The organism is Archangium lipolyticum (assembly GCF_024623785.1).
GTDB classification, from domain to species: Bacteria; Myxococcota; Myxococcia; order Myxococcales; family Myxococcaceae; genus Archangium; species Archangium lipolyticum.
Map to the genome: position 1 here is coordinate 77,935 of NZ_JANKBZ010000038.1, position 16,346 is coordinate 94,280.

At 69.8% G+C, this 16,346-nt stretch carries 16 protein-coding genes; 3 read left to right on the top strand and 13 right to left on the bottom strand.

The window, feature by feature from the left end; all coding sequences use genetic code 11:
- Window positions 1–72: 72 nt before the first annotated feature.
- Window positions 73–1,227, bottom strand: coding sequence for a mechanosensitive ion channel family protein (locus NR810_RS44975; RefSeq protein WP_257461770.1), 1,155 nt, complete (start codon window positions 1,225–1,227; stop codon window positions 73–75).
- 257 nt (window positions 1,228–1,484) lie between these two features.
- Here NR810_RS44975 and NR810_RS44980 point away from each other — a divergent pair, with 257 nt between their 5' ends.
- Entirely contained in the window at window positions 1,485–2,036 is a 552-nt protein-coding gene (locus tag NR810_RS44980) for a hypothetical protein (protein WP_257461771.1), read from the top strand.
- A 25-nt stretch (window positions 2,037–2,061) separates the two neighbouring features.
- Here NR810_RS44980 and NR810_RS44985 read toward each other — a convergent pair whose 3' ends face one another.
- The 5 genes from NR810_RS44985 to NR810_RS45005 form a co-directional block, all read right to left on the bottom strand.
- Window positions 2,062–3,171: an AI-2E family transporter gene (locus NR810_RS44985; protein ID WP_257461772.1), complete on the bottom strand. Its 1,110-nt coding sequence runs from the start codon at window positions 3,169–3,171 to the stop codon at window positions 2,062–2,064.
- A 139-nt stretch (window positions 3,172–3,310) separates the two neighbouring features.
- Window positions 3,311–3,841 (bottom strand): DUF421 domain-containing protein, encoded by a 531-nt coding sequence (locus NR810_RS44990; protein ID WP_257461773.1) that lies wholly within the window; start codon window positions 3,839–3,841, stop codon window positions 3,311–3,313.
- Window positions 3,842–3,877: 36 nt separating this feature from the next.
- On the bottom strand, window positions 3,878–5,173 hold the full coding sequence (locus tag NR810_RS44995; protein ID WP_257461774.1) for a DUF2254 domain-containing protein: 1,296 nt from the start codon (window positions 5,171–5,173) through the stop codon (window positions 3,878–3,880).
- Between the two features lie 29 nt (window positions 5,174–5,202).
- Window positions 5,203–5,601: a four-helix bundle copper-binding protein gene (locus tag NR810_RS45000; RefSeq protein ID WP_257461775.1), complete on the bottom strand. Its 399-nt coding sequence runs from the start codon at window positions 5,599–5,601 to the stop codon at window positions 5,203–5,205.
- Window positions 5,602–5,704: 103 nt separating this feature from the next.
- The gene (locus tag NR810_RS45005) at window positions 5,705–6,214 is read right to left on the bottom strand and encodes a DUF421 domain-containing protein (protein WP_257461777.1); all 510 of its coding nucleotides are present in this window, start codon (window positions 6,212–6,214) and stop codon (window positions 5,705–5,707) included.
- Between the two features lie 176 nt (window positions 6,215–6,390).
- Here NR810_RS45005 and NR810_RS45010 point away from each other — a divergent pair, with 176 nt between their 5' ends.
- Entirely contained in the window at window positions 6,391–6,681 is a 291-nt protein-coding gene (locus tag NR810_RS45010) for a type II toxin-antitoxin system Phd/YefM family antitoxin (RefSeq protein ID WP_257461778.1), read from the top strand.
- Window positions 6,678–6,998: a type II toxin-antitoxin system RelE/ParE family toxin gene (locus tag NR810_RS45015; RefSeq protein WP_257461780.1), complete on the top strand. Its 321-nt coding sequence runs from the start codon at window positions 6,678–6,680 to the stop codon at window positions 6,996–6,998. The genes NR810_RS45010 and NR810_RS45015 overlap by 4 nt, the downstream gene beginning before the upstream one ends.
- A gap of 2 nt (window positions 6,999–7,000) precedes the next feature.
- Here the strand turns inward: NR810_RS45015 and NR810_RS45020 are convergent, their stop codons facing one another.
- The 7 genes from NR810_RS45020 to otsB form a co-directional block, all read right to left on the bottom strand.
- Window positions 7,001–7,456, bottom strand: a complete 456-nt coding sequence (locus NR810_RS45020; protein ID WP_257461781.1) for a PD-(D/E)XK nuclease superfamily protein — start codon at window positions 7,454–7,456, stop codon at window positions 7,001–7,003.
- Between the two features lie 22 nt (window positions 7,457–7,478).
- The gene (locus NR810_RS45025; RefSeq protein WP_257461783.1) at window positions 7,479–8,207 is read right to left on the bottom strand and encodes a DNA-methyltransferase; all 729 of its coding nucleotides are present in this window, start codon (window positions 8,205–8,207) and stop codon (window positions 7,479–7,481) included.
- Window positions 8,208–8,337: 130 nt separating this feature from the next.
- Window positions 8,338–9,639 carry a hypothetical protein gene (locus NR810_RS45030; RefSeq protein WP_257461784.1) on the bottom strand — a complete coding sequence of 434 codons (1,302 nt, stop codon included), beginning with the start codon at window positions 9,637–9,639 and terminating at the stop codon, window positions 8,338–8,340.
- A gap of 294 nt (window positions 9,640–9,933) precedes the next feature.
- Window positions 9,934–10,461: a GNAT family N-acetyltransferase gene (locus tag NR810_RS45035; RefSeq protein WP_257461785.1), complete on the bottom strand. Its 528-nt coding sequence runs from the start codon at window positions 10,459–10,461 to the stop codon at window positions 9,934–9,936.
- Window positions 10,462–10,474: 13 nt separating this feature from the next.
- Complete coding sequence (locus tag NR810_RS45040; protein ID WP_257461787.1) at window positions 10,475–12,181, bottom strand: DUF4091 domain-containing protein; 1,707 nt, start codon at window positions 12,179–12,181, stop codon at window positions 10,475–10,477.
- Window positions 12,182–12,319: 138 nt separating this feature from the next.
- Window positions 12,320–14,776 (bottom strand): glycoside hydrolase family 65 protein, encoded by a 2,457-nt coding sequence (locus NR810_RS45045; RefSeq protein ID WP_257461788.1) that lies wholly within the window; start codon window positions 14,774–14,776, stop codon window positions 12,320–12,322.
- Window positions 14,773–16,338, bottom strand: a complete 1,566-nt coding sequence (gene otsB / locus NR810_RS45050; RefSeq protein WP_257461789.1) for a trehalose-phosphatase — start codon at window positions 16,336–16,338, stop codon at window positions 14,773–14,775. Before otsB ends, NR810_RS45045 begins: the two co-directional genes overlap by 4 nt.
- Between the last annotated feature and the right edge of the window lie 8 nt (window positions 16,339–16,346).

Consider the following 16,346-nt stretch of genomic DNA (forward strand, 5'->3'; position numbering starts at 1 on the left):
CTGCCCATGGGCCGCCTCGTGTGCACGGAGCGGGACGCTACACGACCTCCACGGTCGGGCAGAACCCGCAATTCACTCAACCCTTCGTTTCCCCGGTACGTCCGTGGGCCGTCCATCCACACCGAGGAATTGCACCTGCTGGCGGGGCAGGACGGGGATGATGCGGCCGGCGTGGAGCGGCTGGTTGAGCTCCACCATCACCCGCTCGGCCAGCAGGCTCTTCCACTTGCGGCGCTGCCTGGCATGGACGAGGTAGCGGATGGTGACGTTCGTCCACGATTCGGCGAGGGAGACATACACCTCGGGCGTGTCCGCCACACTCGTCTCCAGCCGGGCCTTGCGCAGGAGCTGCTCGTACTGGTGGGCGGGGCCGGCCATGTCCGCGCCCACCACCTCGAGGGCCAGGCGCCGCAGCAGCTCCAGCACGTAGCGCAGGTCCGACTCGTTGGCCACCGGCACGAGGAGCTCGTCCCAGACATAGGGGAAGTCCCGGGTGAGGTTGACGACGGTGCCCGTCAGCACCTCGTTGTTGGGGAAGGTGATGAGCCGGCCCGTGGGCTGCTCGGCATGCACGGCGCCGGGCCTCTCCGGGCTGCCCAGCTCCCACACCGTGGTGGACAGGAAGTCGATGGCGTAGACGTCCCCGAAGACGTCGCCCACCTGGACACGGTCTCCCACCCGGTAATAACCCTGGAAGGAGTTGAGCAACCACCCGGTGAAGCTCTCGATGGGCGTCTGCAGCGCCCAGGAGAGCGCGAGGCCCACCAGGCCCACCGAGCCGAGCATCGCGCGGATGTCCCCCGCCATCACGCTCACGGCGATACCGGTGCCCAACAACCACACGAAGATGCTCACCAACGCCGTGCTGGCATCCGCCCGCGCCCAGCGCCCCATCACCCGGTGCAGCACCGCCCGGAGCCCCCGTGCCATACCCCAGGTGAGCAGCAACGTGCCCAGCACCACGGTGAGCTTGGGGAGTGCGTTGAGGAAGCCCTGGCGCACCCCCAGCACCGTTCGCTCCGCCTCGGCGCTCGCCTCGCGTGCCACCTCCTCGGGTTGAAGCTGGCGTTTCGGCTCCGAGGGAATGTCCGCGGGGGCGGTGACCCCGCCATCCTCCGCCAGCGCCTCCTCGGAGGGCCCCACCACCAGCAGCAGCAATCCCGTCAGCGCCACCGCGAGGAAGGACGCCTTGCGGAAGGCCCGCAGCCGGCCACGGGCCTGCCGCACCGGCTCCAGGGCGCGAGGCTGTCGAGGCTGTCTTCGAAGGCGGCGGCGCACGGGGCGCCGGGAGGTCTGGGGCCTGGGCGGTCGCATCCGCGCCCAGTATCTCCCCAGCCAGCCGGGCCGGCTCGAGACCTGTGCGGGGAGCGTCGGGCGCTGGACGTCGAGCCCCTCCTCGTCGGCCTGGAAGGGGCATTGGCCCCGCCGTCGGGGATGGTCATCCCTTGAATGGGACGTCAATCATCCATCATCAGAGGTGTCGCATGGAGCGCTCGCCTGAGTCTCGTAGTACGCCCCGCGAGGGCACCGGAGGGGTGCTGGGCAAGGGGGTGGCGTATGGTCTCATCGTCGGCCTCGTCTTCGCCGCGGTGGAAATCGTCAGCTCGATGGCGATGGGCAATCCCGCGTTGATGCCCGTGCGCATGGCCGCCAGCGTGCTGCTGAGGCAGGAGGCCTTCTCCGACGTCGTCTGGCGCGCGTGGTTCGTCGCGTTGGGGCTTGGAGTGCATTTCGTGCTGTCGGCGGTCTTCGGGCTCATCTACGCCGCCATCCAGTCACGAATGAGCGTGGAGGGCCGCACGAGCTGGGGCCGTCAGTCGGCGGTGGGACTGCTGTTCGGTGCGGCCATCTGGCTGGTGAACTTCCAGATCATCGCCCGGCTCTTCTACCCGTGGTTCCTCGATGCGCGGCAATTCCTGCAACTCGTCCTGCACGCGGTGGTCTTCGGGTGGCCCCTGGGACTGATGTTCGCCGCGACCGAGCGCCAACAGAAGAAGACCCGGCGGCCTGTCGGTCCCCCGGTGCGCGCCACCTAGCCCTCCACGAGGAGGTCCGGGGCGCTCAGTGGTGGACGGGCAGCTGGGCCTCCCCCTCCTCCGGCTCCTCCAGGGACGTGTCGCCGCCCCGCGGCGGCTTGCGTGTCTCCTCGAGGAAGGCCCGCCCCCCGGCCGTGACGGCGGCCAGCAGCGGCACCGCGACGAAGGCCCCGGCGATGCCCGCCACCAGGCCTCCCGTGGTGACGCCGAGGAGCACCACCGCCGGATGGAGCGGCAGGACGCGGCTCATCACCATGGGCTGGAGGACATTGCCCTCGAGCTGCTGGATGGCCAGCACGATGCCCAGGGTGAAGAGCGCGTCCCGGGTGCCTCCCGTGGCCCACGCCACCAGCACCGCGACCGAACCCGCGACCAGCGCACCGATGACGGGGACGAAGGCGCTCAGCAGGGTGAGCAGCGCGAGTGGCAGCGCCAGGGGGACTCCGAGGATGAGCAGCCCGACGCCGACGCCGACCGCGTCGATGAGCGCCACCACCATCGTCCCGCGGACCCAGCCTCCCAGGGTGTGCCAGGCCCGGCCCATGGCGGCACGGGCCAGCCGGCGCCTCTCGGGCGAGAGCAGGGAGAGGGGCGCGCGCACCAGGGCGCGCCCATCCCGTACGAAGAAGAAGGTGAGGACGAGGGAGAGCAGCATTCCGCTCAGCACGGAGAGAAGCGTGGCGACACCCGAGGCGGCCCCCGAGGTGAGCGTCCGCCCGTGTTGGCGCAACCACTGCTCGGCCCGTGCTCCCAGCTCGTCCAGCGTGGGCTGCTCCCCTGGCATGAGCTGCGTGAGCGAGCGCGCGAACGACCGGGCCCGGCGCGCCAGCGTGTCGGAGTTGGCCGACAGCTCGGAGACCGCCTTCGGGACGATCCACGCGAAGAGGCCGCCGATGAGCACCACCGCCAGCAGGACGGCGGCGAGCGCGGCCAGGGAGCGCGGAACGCGGTGGCGGGCGAGCCAGTCCGCCACGGGGTGGAGAAGGGTGGTGAACAGCAGCGCCACGAACACCGACAGGAAGACCAGGGGCAGTCTGCTGACGATGTAGCCCAGGACGAAGACGAGGCCAGCGACGAGCAGGCACCTCCCGCTGAAGCGCGCCGCCGCCGCCAGTGTGAGACGTCCTCCGTTCATCCTGTCTTCCCCGTCCTGTTCCGAGCCCCCTGACGGGTGATGTGGGCATGGGCCCGCTCAGGCGCACCGGCCCCGCCCGAGCGCCACCCCTGCGGCTGATTCCTCGGCCGTCTCCTCCTTCCGGGCGGACTCTCCTCCCTCAGGGCCGGGGCGCCTCCTCGGGACCGGGCACGCGCACATGGGCCAGGGTCTCGGGTGACTTGTCGGACCGGCGAAGAATGGACAACGAGCCATCGGTCTCGAGCACGACGGCCTCGACGGTGTCGAGCCGTGCCACGCCCTGCTCTCGCAGCACGGCCAGCACCTCCTGCTCGACGACCCGCGCCCGGCGCATGGCGCGGGGGAGGAAGCGCCCCTGGTGGAACAACAACACGGGCTCGGACTTCACCAGGTGGTTGACCCAGGACACGCGCACCGAGGTCCAGGTGACCAGGAACTGGAGCCCGATGAGGACGGCGAAGGCCAGCACGCCCTCGGCCAGTGACACGTCCTTCGACAGGAGCACCGTGGCCAGCGTCGAGCCCAGCGCCACCGTCACCACGAAGTCGAAGGCATTCAGCTTGGAGAGGGTCCGGTTGCCCGACAGGCGCAGCATGAGCACCAGCGCCACGTAGGCACAGACCCCCACGAGCAGCACGCGGCCCAGGTCATGCCAGTCATCGTAGAACATGCACTTCCTCCTTCGGCGAGAGCCTGGGGAACCGGCTCAATGGGGGCCGTGCCCCTGCGGGCTGGCGCGGCGGGCCAGCTCGGCCTCCCGCTCGTCCACGAAGGCGCGCCCGACACTCGCATCCAGGAGCGCGAGCTGCCGCTCCAGCTCGTCCCGCCGGAAGTCCGGAGCCACCCGCAGCAGGTCCACCAGCAGGAAACGCAGGCGCCGGGCGATCTGGATGGAGCCCTCGCCGTACTCACGCACTTCATCCACGGCGAGCCGGACATAGGCATTCCAGTCCGGGCGTGGGCAGAACAGTCTCGGAGTGCCGTCCTCGTCCCCGCGCACGGGAGAGGGAAAGCGCCGGCGGACCATGCGCCGCAACAGGTCATGCAACTGGTCGATGGCCTGGACCGCCGTGGTGGGGTCATTGATGCCGGGAGACAGGGCCTTCTCGGCGATGTCGACGAGCTGGCGGAAACCGAAGGCGGTGTCCTGCTGGAGGGTACGCTCCGGGCCGATGCTGAAGGCATTCACCAGGACCTTCACGTCGAGACACGAGGCATCGCCCCAGACCTCGAGGAGCATACCGCCATGAGGGACGAAGTCGCCCACCATGGGCACCAGGGCGAGGGTGACGCCGGCCTCCCGGGCACACGAGAAGAGCTGCTCCTCGTCGACGGCGACGAGCACGCCGGAGGTGCCGGAATACGGCACGAGGAGTGAGGGATTTCCCCGGGGTCTGTCGAGGCGGGCGTCCTCCGTGTCCTCGCCAAGTCCCTCCGGGTACATCCGCTCCAGGGTGTGGCGCGTCTCGTCGCGGATGCGGGTGAGGATGACCACGGCGCGGATGGATTGGGCGACGTGGTGGATGTAGTAGATGAAGGTGCCCACGCAGAGCAGGACGAGGACGACCGCGAGCCAGACGGCCAGCGAGGGCACGTACATCTCGATGCCCTCCGCCGTGCCCCGGACACCGCGCAGCGTCAGCAGGGCGTAGACGAACGTGCCCACGAAGATGCCCAGGGGGAGCTGGCTCCGCCGGTCCCGGAGGAAGGTGCGAAGGACGCGCGGGGAGAACTGATTGCTGGCCTGTTGGAGCACGAGGATGGTGACGGAGAAGACGAGGCCGGCGAACGTCATCATCGAGGAGGACACCGCGGAGAGCACCGAGCGGGCGCCCTCGGGTCCTCCGCGGAAGAGGTACCAGGCGGTCTCGTCCTGCGACAGGTGCGAGTCGAGTGCCTGGGCGGCGTGCGAGAGGCCGATGGCCACGGCCACGCACAGTGTGGGGACCAGCCAGTAACTCGTGCCAATGCGCTCGGCGAGGCGTGTGAGTATCAACTTCATGGGGCGTGGCGGGTCCCCGCGATGGGGCGCTATGCCGTCGCGCTCATCTTGCGGCAGGACTCCGCGCAGCGGCGGCAGGCCTCGGCGCACGCCTTCATCGTCGTGTCATCCCCCATCTTCTCGCACTCGACCGCGCACCGCTCGCACACCTCGGCGCAGACGGCGCAGGTGCGGGGGTGCAGGGGCGAGGCTCGCAACATGAAGTCCGCGCTCGTCTTGCAGATCTGCACACAGTCCTCGAGCAGCCGGATGTGGTCGGGGGCCGCATGCTTGCCGCCCCGCTGGAGGCAATACGTCACCGTCTGAAGGCATACGGCGGAACAGGAGATGCAGTTGCTGATACAGCCTCGCATCTCCTCGGTGAGCTGGTCGTTTCCGGTGGGAAGGAAGGGTTGAACCGAAGCCCTGTGCGTCTCGACCTGTGCCATCGCGGTCCTCCTGGGTGAATGGGGCCTACCTCCTTGATGATGAGCACCGACCAGAGCGGAGTGGCGAGCAGGAGGCCGATCGCTCCGGCCGGAACGCCGAGAATCAGTGGGACGAGGAGCCCCCGCTCTCGCGGAAGAGGAAGGTCACCTGGCCATTCGGTTCGAGGAAGGCGGCGCGGACCGTCCGCAGATCGTCCCGGCCGTGGGAGCGCAACCGGCTGAGCAGCTCCTTCTGGGAGATGTGGGTCTTGCGCAGGTTGTCGTGTACCAGCTCGCCCTCGCGGACCAGCTCCAGGGGGCGGCCCTCCAGCAGCCGGGCCGCGTGGCGGTCTCGGAAGGACAACCACGAGAAGAAGCGGTCCCACGACGCGAGCGTGGCCAGGGCGATGAAGCCCGTGGTGAGGCTGTCGTCATCGCCCACGAGGGTCCTGCGCAGGCAGACGGTGAGGAGGAAGAGGAGTGCCAGGTCGAAGGTGGAGTAGCGCCCCAGCTCCTTGCGTCCGGCGAGCCGCAGGACGAGCTGTGCGAAGAGGAACACCAGCGAGACGCGGAGGATGACCTCCAACGGGTTCATCTCCGGAACCCACATGGTATGCCAGTCGATGGGTCTCATGAGAGGAATCTGTCCATGCGAGTTCCTCCGGCGCCCGCCTGGCTGGCCGTGAACATCACGCTCGCTCGGCTGCTCCTCGAAGGAAGGAGGGAAACAAGGGCCCGCGCCCATCACCCCTGGTGAGGACCTCACATCAGGTCTATCTTCTGACCATCCCGCTGACCATCTGGGTGACCATGAAGCCGCTCCACGTCTCAGAGGACATCCTGCCGATCGCCGATTTCAAGGCTCGTGCCTCCGAGGTGGTCCGCCGCCTGAGGGAGCACCGGCGCCCGGTGGTCATCACGCAGAGCGGCAAGCCCGCCGCCGTGCTGCTCTCACCGGAGGAGTTCGACCGGCTCACCCACCGGGCACGATTCCTGGAGGCAGTCGGTGAAGGGCTCGCCGATGCCGAGGCAGGCCGGGTCGTCTCCGACGAAGCGCTTGGCAGGATGTTGGATGACGAGTTCGGTAAGCACGAGCCGTGAGCCGTAGGCCACATGTCCGATGGACACACCGGTCCATCGGAGATCTGCGCGCCATTGGCCGCTACATCGCCGAGGACAATCCACGAGCTGCACGCCAGTGGGTTGAACGCCTGCGGCAGCGTGCACACGAGGCAGCCGCCACGCCCAAGGCCGGACGCCGTGTGCCGGAAATCGAGCGGGAGGACATTCGTGAAGTGTTCCTGCGCTCCTACCGCATCGTGTACCGCGTGGTTCGGGATGGAATCGAAGTGCTGACGGTCTTCGAGGGACATCGCCTCTTCCCGGGTGACGCGCTTCGCGGTGAAGACGAGGGCTGAAGCTAGAGCGCCACGCGCTTCTTGCCGCGCACGAGCACGTCCCACCACTTGAAGGTCATGGCGAGGATGCAGTCCAGCTCGCGTGTCTCCGGGGAGGGCGCGAGCGTCTTCGCGCCGGGCAGGCAGTAGGCCGCGATGGGAGACGCGGAGAGGATGTGGAGGATGCCCTGCGAGAAGCCATCACCCGCGTAGGAGACACACACGGGAATCTTCATGCTCTCCAGGTCCTGCAGGGCGAAGGGAATCTTCTCGTCCACCGTGCCCACGCTGCCCTGGTACTTGCACTCGATGGCGAGCGCGGTGCGCGTCTCGTGTTCGAGCACGAAGATGTCGACGCGCCGTCCCCTCCCGGTGAGTGTCTTGCCGACGTGCACCTCGCGGTACGCCTTCACCCCGCGCGAGGCGTAGTTCCTCACGATGTATCTGGCCACCAGGTCCGCGTATTCGTGTCCAGTCATCCGTGCCTCCGCGTCCGGCCCTTCAACCGCTCCGGACCCTGCGCATCTCCCGCGAGTCCTCCGGCGCCTCCTCGGGCTCCGCGCCCTCGGCCAGCAGGCGCGTCCCGGAGACCGCCAGCGCCTCGTCACAGATGTCGGTGCCCCAGAAGTCCCGCCCGAGCCGCGCCGCCGCTACCCCCACCGAGCCCGAGCCCATGAACGGATCCACCACCACGCCTCCGGGCTCGCTGCTCTGGCGGATGAGCACCTCGCTCACCTCCGGGGGCTTCTCCGCCGGATAGCCCCGGTAGACGCGCGGCACCGGGAGCACGTCCGCCACGCCCAGGTCGCTCAACCGCCTCCGGCCCTTCTCGAAGAAGAGGATGAGCTCGTAGCGCGAGCGGTAGTGATAGCCCATGCCGATGTGCAGCTTGTCCCAGACGATGGGCTTCCAGAACCGGAAGCCCGCGGCCTCGGCGAGCGGCTTGGCGACGAACATCGTCTCCGGATCACAGAACAGATAGAAGTGCGAGTCGCGCTTGAGCACCCGGAAGACCTCGGCGAACAGCTCGGGGAAGCGCGCGTTGGGGAAGATGCGGAACCACTGGTTGCTCGACCCCTTGCTGCGCTTGAGGCGCGTGGTGGTGCCGATGGCACGGTGCTTCTCGAGCGACTCGTAGGCGGGGTCGGTGATGACGAGGTCCACCGAGCCATCCGGTAGAGACCGGAGCCACTCGACGGCATCAGTGTGTGAAAGGCGGTAGCGAGGCATGAGGGAGTATCACCCGGCATTATGACACCCGCCGCGCCCGCCCACCCCAGCGGGTCGGGAGAGATATCCAGGAGCGATCAGATGGGCTCATCAGCCCATGCCGTCGCTGTACTCCGCCGGTTCCGGGCCGCTACGGAGCCAGACGCAGCAGGTAGCCGTCCGGCAACGGCGGGTAGGGAGACTCGGGCACGGGCTCCGGCGCCAGGAGGAAGCCACCGAAGTCGGTGGGGAGCTGGAAGTTGCCCCCGGCGATGAGGCCCCAGCCGGGACGGACGGAGAGCGTGCGCATGTACCGGTCTCCGATGTAGCTGCCCGAGGGCGACGGCTGGTTCGGGAAGGTGCGGCTCCACGCATGCTCGGCGGCCAGCGAATAGCGGACGATGAAGAGCTGCTCCCGCTGCGAGTCCATCATCGGGCCGCCGCCGAGGTCGGTATCCGCCGGGCCGTAGCCGCCCACGTAGATGCGGCCGCGAGGGTCCACGGCCATGGCGCGCACGTTCGCCTCGCGCAGCGAGCGGGCGGCGAGCTCCTGGCCGTCCACGTCCGCCACCACGAGGAACGAGGCCCAGGGCTCGCGCGAGTCCCCGGCGACGTCCTTCCCGCCCCAGGCGAGCGCTCCCATGAAACGGCCCGCGGCGGCCACGTGCCCATCCGGAGTCACTCCCGCCACGTAGATCTGTCCCTTCAGGCCGCCGAAGTCCTTGCCCCAGACCTGCTGTCCCCGGGCGTCCCAGCGGATGAGGAACGGAGCCCCCGCCCAGTGCCACGTGGTGGCGCCACCCGGGAAGAGGGTCCCGGTGTAGTTGCCGGCGGCGTAGACGTTGCCCTCCCCATCCACCGCGAGCGCGTCCACGCTGACCTGGGGACCGTAGAGCTCGCGCGGCGAGGATGAGACGGCGCGCACCCAGTCCAGGGTTCCCGCCGGGGTGTACCGGGCCACGAAGGCCTTGTCCTCGCGCACCAGCATCTGTCCGCCCAGATCCGCCGAGCCGAACACCTCGCCACCGAGGACGATGGCGCCCTGGGAATCCACGGCGAGCGCGTTGGGCCGGAGCGGCAGCTCATGGCCGCTCGTGGCGAAGGAGCGCGTCCAGACCGGCTGCCCGTGGGCGTCCAGCTTCGCCAGGTAGACATCCTGCACCAACGTCCCACCGCCCAGGTCCGTGGTCCCCCGCTCGAAGCCCGCGAGGACGATGGACCCATCCGGCCCCACGCCCAGCAGGTTGCGCACGTCGTAGTAGCCGAGGCCTCCATTGCGAGAGACGTGCCGCAACTCCCGGGTCCAGAGCCGCCAGCCCCAGGGCGTGTACTTGCTCAGCGAGAGTGTCGCGGAGCCATCGGTGTCGTCTCCGCTGGAGCGGCTGAGGACGACCAGCTCGCCGCGTCGCGTCCACGCCGTGCCCTGGACGAGGTCGAGTCCAGACCCCTTCACGCTCCGGGCCCAGGTCACGCTCCCCGGCCTGCCCCAGCTCCATCCTCCATGCCGTGAGGGAGAATCGTCGTCTGGAGCACCCTCCTCCACCGGTGACCCACCCTGCTCCACGGGTGCCGACTCCACCTCCAGGGGGGCGGGAGACTCCGACCTCTCCGCACCACCGCACGCAATCAGGGACACTGCCGAGAAGAATGCAACCGTGCTGTCGCGCAGCCACGCCATGGGCTCCTCCTTGTGGCGCGGCGACGGTTGGCACCCCTCCCCGGGGTTGCAATGTGTGTCAGACGGATTTCATCTCGGAAAGCGCATGACGAAGGCCTCGAGGAACACGGAAGGCGTGTCCAGGTCGGCCGACGGCTCGCGGATGAAGCCGCGGCGCTGGTACATGCGCGCCACGCCCTGGGCGCCCCGGCGCACGTGCAGGCAGATGGCTCGAACGCGCCAGTCCTCGCGGGCCACGCGCTCGGCCTCGTCCAGCAGGGGAGTCGACAGACCCTGGCCGTGGAAGTCCACGCAGGTGGCCAGGTGCCGCAGGTCCGCCGAGTTGGGCAGCCACGCCTCCGAGCCCATGGCCCCCGGGGGCCACAGTGCCACCGTGCCCACCACACGGCCCTCCAGCTCGGCCACCAACACCTTCGCCACCGCTCGCTTGCCTGCTACGTCCCGGAGGCTGCGCTTGCGCTCCTCCGTGTAGACCACCTCTGGCAGCTTCTTGGCGTACTGGGTGATGAAGGCCTCCACCAGCAGCTCGCCCACGACCGCGTCGTCCTCGGGCCGGGCCTCGCGAATGACCACCCGCTTCAGCAGATCCGTGCTCATGCGGCGGGCTCTATCACGGCTGGGACCGTCCACGAGGGCCGGAGAGCTCCAGATAGCGCTGGATGAGGCGCAGGCGGGCACGCTCGAAGGCCTCGCCGTCGTCCGGCACCTGGGAGGCGGCGGGGATGAGCTCGCGAGCCACCTGCCGGGCGAAGACGGGGTCTCCCGCGTCGCTCACCATCTTCAGCCACTCGTAATCCTGCACGCCCAGGCGGATGAGCTTGAGGCGCAGGGAGGCCACCGGCACGGGAGTGCCGCCGCCGATGCGCTGGAGGGTGCCCGGGTAGAAGAGGGTCCCATCCCCGTTGCCGTTGAAGCGGAACTGATCCTCCCACGCCGAGGCGAGCATCCCCACCGTCTGGTAATACAGCTCGCCGGTGGCGCCTCCGAGGAAGGTCAACCACTGCATGGCGCGGCCCTTCGCCGCCGGGCGATCCAGCATGTACGAGGGCCAGCCCGCGCCCGGCTCGTTCTCCGGCGCGTTGGTGCCATAGGCGCAGCCGTGGCTCATGCAGCTCTGGTACATCCACATCGAGTAGCCGGGCCGGGCGAGGTAGTCCGTGTAGCGCTCCCGCTGGTCTCCCACGTAGGGCGGCTTCGTGCCATCCACGTAGTTGACCGCGGGGGTGACCAGGCTCACCGCGTCCACCAGGTGCTGTGCCTCCAGGTCCTGGATGGGAGCGGTCAGGAGCGTGCGCAGCTCCGGTGCCGACGAGCCCACCACCGCGAGGTTCCGGCGGGTCTCCTCCCAGGAGGAGATGTAGGGGGGCTCGTCTCCCACGTAGGCGTAGGCACGCGACAACCAGCCGCGCTCGCGGAGGTGGGAGACGAAGTCGGCCAGCGCCTCGGGGGTGTACTCCCCCAGGAACTCGATGCTCGTCATCTTCGCGCCGGGCAGACGCGAGGGCGCGGTGCCGTCCAGGAACGGGCCCCAGGTGGCATCGAAGGAGGCCCAGTCCGGCGTGCCCCAGCGGCCCGCTCCACCCGGGGCGCGGGGGAAGGCGCTGGAGAGGGTGATGCGGTGCTCGAGCGCCATGCGGTGATGGTTCGCCAGGAGCGGCTCCAATTCCTGACGGGAGCACTCGGTGCGGCCGAAGTACGCGCGGCACACATGAGGCGGCCACAGGAGGAAGGCGGTGGCGAGGGACGGAGTGCTGGGCAGGACGGCGTTCACCACCGTGAGGCGCACGGGCACCCGCTGGCGGAGCCCCTCACCCGTCACCTCCACCGCGCCATGGTACTCGCCGGGAGGCGCGTTCAAGGGAACGTGCACATCCACCCAGATGGCGCGGGACTCGCGGGCGGACACGTCGAAGGGGAAGGCATTGCGCGTCTCGCCGGCGAGCTCATCCACGTCCGGCACCAGCGCGTCCGGCCAGCGCCCCACCGTCTCTCCGGGCACCGTGGCCCGGCGGGTGGTGAGGAAATCCTCGCGGTAGAGGGTGAGGTCCGCTCCAGCGATGGAGGTGGGGCCATTCAACGCGCTCAGGCTCGCGCGGACGTTCCGCAGCCCCGAGTCTCCGCCGTGCAGGCCCACCTGGAAGGAGACGAACTCGTTGCGCGCGGCCGTGAGGTGGACCGGGGACCGGCCATGAGGCGCCGTATCGGGCATCACCTTCACCATGGAGCTTTCGCCCCACACGGAGGGGCCGGCCGCGGCGGCCGGAAGTGCGGACAGGAGCAGGGTCAGGGGGGCGAGAAGCAGGGAGGGAAGGCGCATGTGCCGGATGAACCGGACCGCCCTGTCCGTGACTTCCCCTCGGGACGAGGCGGCCTCACGGTCCCCTGCCCGGTCTTCGACCCGGGGGGCTCGGTACCCTCACCCTTTCCCTCTCCCGGAGGGAGAGGGGGAGTGGGCTCACGGGCCCGAGCTGTCCGTGATGCTCGCCTCCGCCGTGATGGGCGGCCTCTCGATGGGGAACTTGCGTGTCTCGCACGGCTGGAGCTGGTGGCGCTCTCCTCTCAGCGCGAACTCCAACGGTGCCGCCGCCGGCCACCGGCTGTTGAGCACCAGCGTGTCCTGGGTGATCTCCACCTCCACCATGTTCTTCCGGTAGCGCAGCAGGAACTTCAGCCGCTTCATCCCCTCCGGCAGGTTCGGGTTGAAGTGCAGCACCCCCCCGCGCACCTCGATGCCCGTGTACGCGCGCTGCATCAGGTCCACCGTCCCCGACATCGCGCCCAGGTGGATGCCTTCCGGCGTCGTCCCTCCCTGCACGTCCGAGATGTCGCTCTTGAGCGCCTCGGTGAACAGCTTCCACGAGCGCGGCCGGTCACTGCGCGCCAGCACCCACGAGTGCACCACCCCGCTCAGCGTCGAGCCGTGGGACGTGCGCTGCAGGTAGTACTCCACCGTCCTCGGAATCATCGTCGGGTCGAACGCGTATCCCAGCCGCTCGAGGAGATCCCGCAGTTCCTCCGCCGAGAACAGGTAGAACAGCATCAGCACATCCGCCTGCTTCGACAGTTTGTAGCGGTTGGGCGTGTCGCCCTCGGCCTCGAGGATCCGGTCCAGCCGCTGGATGTCGCCGTAGCGCTTGCGGTACACCTCCCAGTCGAACTCCTGGAGCTGCTCGTAGCCCTCGAACTGGCTGAGCACCCCATCCGCGTGGAACACGAGCCGCATCTTCCGGCTCACGTCGTCCCAGTGCGCCAGCTCCGTCTGGGTCAGCTCCAGCGTCTCGAGCAGCTCGCCCCGCCGCTCGCCGGGCAGCAGCTTCAACACCTCCAATGCCTTGCACAGCACCCATACGGCCATGAGGTTGGTGTACGAGTTGTTGTCGAGCCCCGGCTCCGGCCGGTCCGGGTAGCCCGTGTGGTACTCGTCGGGCCCCATGACGCCGAGAATCTCATAGCGGCGCAGGGACGGGTTCCACCGGGCCATGCTCGCCCAGAAGCGCGCCAGCTCCAGCAACATCTCCGCGCCATAGAAATAGAGGAACTCCGTATCCGCCGTGGCCTCGTAGTATTGCCAGACGTTGTAGGCGATGGCCGCGTTGATGTGCCGCTGCAACGACGTCACGTCCGGGACCCAGCGCCCCGAGCGCGGGTTGAGGTGCACGCGCTGGCTCTCCTCGCGCCCGTCGCTGCCGCTCTGCCAGGGGTACATGGCGCCCCGGAAGCCCGCCTCGCGTGCCGCCTCGCGCGCCCGCCGCAGCCGCCGGTGCCGGTAGCGCAGGAGCGCCCGCGTCAGGGCCGGCAACCGCAGGTTGAGGAACGGGAAGACGAACAGCTCGTCCCAGAAGATGTGGCCCCGGTACGCCTCGCCGTGCCACCCGCGCGCCGGCACGCCCACGTCCTGGTCGATGGAGTGCGGCGACACCGTCTGCAGCAGGTGGAAGATGTGCAGCCGCAGCGTCCGGTGGATGTGGTCCGCCTCGGCCAGCTCCAGGTCCAGGTCGCTGCGGCGCCACAGGTGAGACCACGCCCGCGCGTGTGTGTCCACCAGCTCGTCGAAGCGCGCGGGCGCCACCCCCACCGCGTGCCGGGCCTCCTGCGCCGCCTCGGACACGGCGTGGTCCCTCGACGAGTAGAGCGCCACCACCTTCTCCACCGCCAGCCGCTGGCCCTCGCGCAGCTCCACCGTGAAGTCGTGCGCCAGGTACCCGTCCTCCGTGGCCAGTCCCCTCCGTGCCTCCGCGGGCTGCCCGTCCACGTACAGCCGCGTGCGCGCCGCCTCGGCCACCTCCAGGCGCGACTGCACCGTCTCCACCTCCAGCAGCAGCGTCTCCGCGTCCACCTCCTCCGTCACCAGCGTCCGCAGGTGCTTGCAGTTGAGCTGCCGGTAGCGGGGCACGCCTCCATTCACCACCCGCCCGTCCAGCGCCGAGCGCACCAGCACCCGCCCGCTCCAGTTCTCCGGCACCAGCACCAGCTCCTGCCCCGCCAGGTGCTTGTCCCGCATGTGCACGAAGCGCCGCTGCTCCACCCGCGTGCGCCGCCCCTTCCGGTCCTCGAAGCGCACCGTGCGCAGCAGCAGCCCCCGCGCCATGTCCAGCACCTGCCGGTACTCCAGCAGCGTCACCGCGCGCGCGTTGAACCAGTCGCCGCCCTCGATGCGGAAGGTGAGCGGCAGCCAGTTGGGCATGTTGACCAGGTCCTCGTTCTCCACCACGCGCCCGGCCAGGTCCGTCCTCAGCCGGTTGTACCCGCCCGCCAGGTACGTGCCCGGGTAGTGCGTCTCGTCCGCCTCCGCCTCCGGCGCCGCCCCGCGCGTGGCGAAGTAGCCGTTGCCCAGCGTGCACAGCGCCTCGCGCAGGCCCTCCTTCGCCGGCTCGAAACCCTCGTACGTGAAGAGCCAGTGCTCCGGGTTCATCGCTTCGTCCCTCCCGCGCGGGCGATGAGCAGCTGCAGGAACTGGCGCACCTCCTCCACGTCCGCCAGCGCGTAGTCCGCCGCCGTGGGCCGCTCCGCCTCGCCGCGCACCACCACCCCGAGCCCCCGTCCCTTCAGCGTCTGGAAGGCGTCCTCGTCCGTGAGGTCGTCCCCCACGAACACGGGCAGCACGCCCTCGCGCTCCAGCCCGAGGGCCCGCAGCAGCCACTGCACCGCCCGGCCCTTGTGCCAGTCGATGTCCGGCTGCAGCTCGAAGACCTTCTTCCCGCCGCTCCTGCGCAGCCTCGGGTGGCGCGCGAGCACGCTGGCCACCACGCGCTCCACCTCGGGCACCCGCGCCTCCTCCACGTGCCGCCAGTGCACCGCCACCGTGAAGCGCTTGCGCTCCAGCCGCGTGCCAGGGATTGCCTCCAGCCCCCTGGCCAGCTCCCGCTCCGCCGCGTCCACCTCCGGCAGCAGCGCCATTCCCTCCTCCTGCTGGAAGCAACGCCCGCCCGGCCCCTCGATGTCGAAGCCGTGGCTGCCCGCGAAGTACAGCCCCTCCAACTGGACGAAGCCCTTCAGCACGGGCAGATCCCTCCCGCTCACGGCGGCCACCGGGTAGCGCCGGGCCAGCTCCGCCAGCGTGGCCCGCATCGCGTCCGACAGGCGCGCGTCCTCCGGCTGGGGAACGATGGGCGTCAGCGTGCCGTCATAGTCCAGGAAGACGGCCACCTCCCGCCCCTCCATCCGCCGCAGCAACTCCTCGCGCCGCTCCAACGCCGAGGGCACTTCCCGCATGGGCCGCACTTCCGACGCTCCTTCCTCCACCCTCACGGTGGACAGGTCCGTCACCTCGACGTCCGCACCGGCTCGCACCAGCGCGCCCTCCGGCCCCGCGCGGCGCACCCCGAGGACGAGCCCGAAATGGCCTCGCCGCCCCGCCTGCACTCCAGCCTGGGCGTCCTCCAGCACCACCGCGCGCTCCGGGGCCACGCCCAACCTCCGAGCCGCTTCCAGGAACGTGTCCGGCGCAGGCTTGCCCGGCAACCCCAGCCGCCCCGCCTCCACCCCGTCCACCCGAGCGTCGAAGAGGTGCTCCAGCCTGGCCGCTCGCAGGACCGCCACGCAGTTGCGGCTGGCCGATACCACCGCCGTGCGGAAGCCCGCCGCCCTCAGCCGCTCCAGCAGCCCCACCGCGTTCGCGAACACCCCCACGCCCCGCTGCTCCAACGTCTCGGTGAAGAAGGTGTTCTTGCGCTTGCCCAGCCCGTGCACCGTCTGGGCCTCTGGTCCATCCTCCGGTGTGCCCTCGGGCAGTGACAGCCCGCGGCTCGCCAGGAAGCAGCGGATGCCATCCAGGCGCGGCCGCCCATCCACGTACCGTTGGTAGTCCTCCGGCGTGAAGGGCGGCTCCACGAGCGCGTCGAACAGGCGCTTCCACGCCGCGGCATGCACCTCCGCGGTGCGTGTCACCACGCCGTCCAGATCGAACAGGGCGGCGTCGAAGTCACGGCGGGCGAGGACGACGGCGGCGGGCGCGGACGGCTCGGTGGAGGGCATGGCGGTGA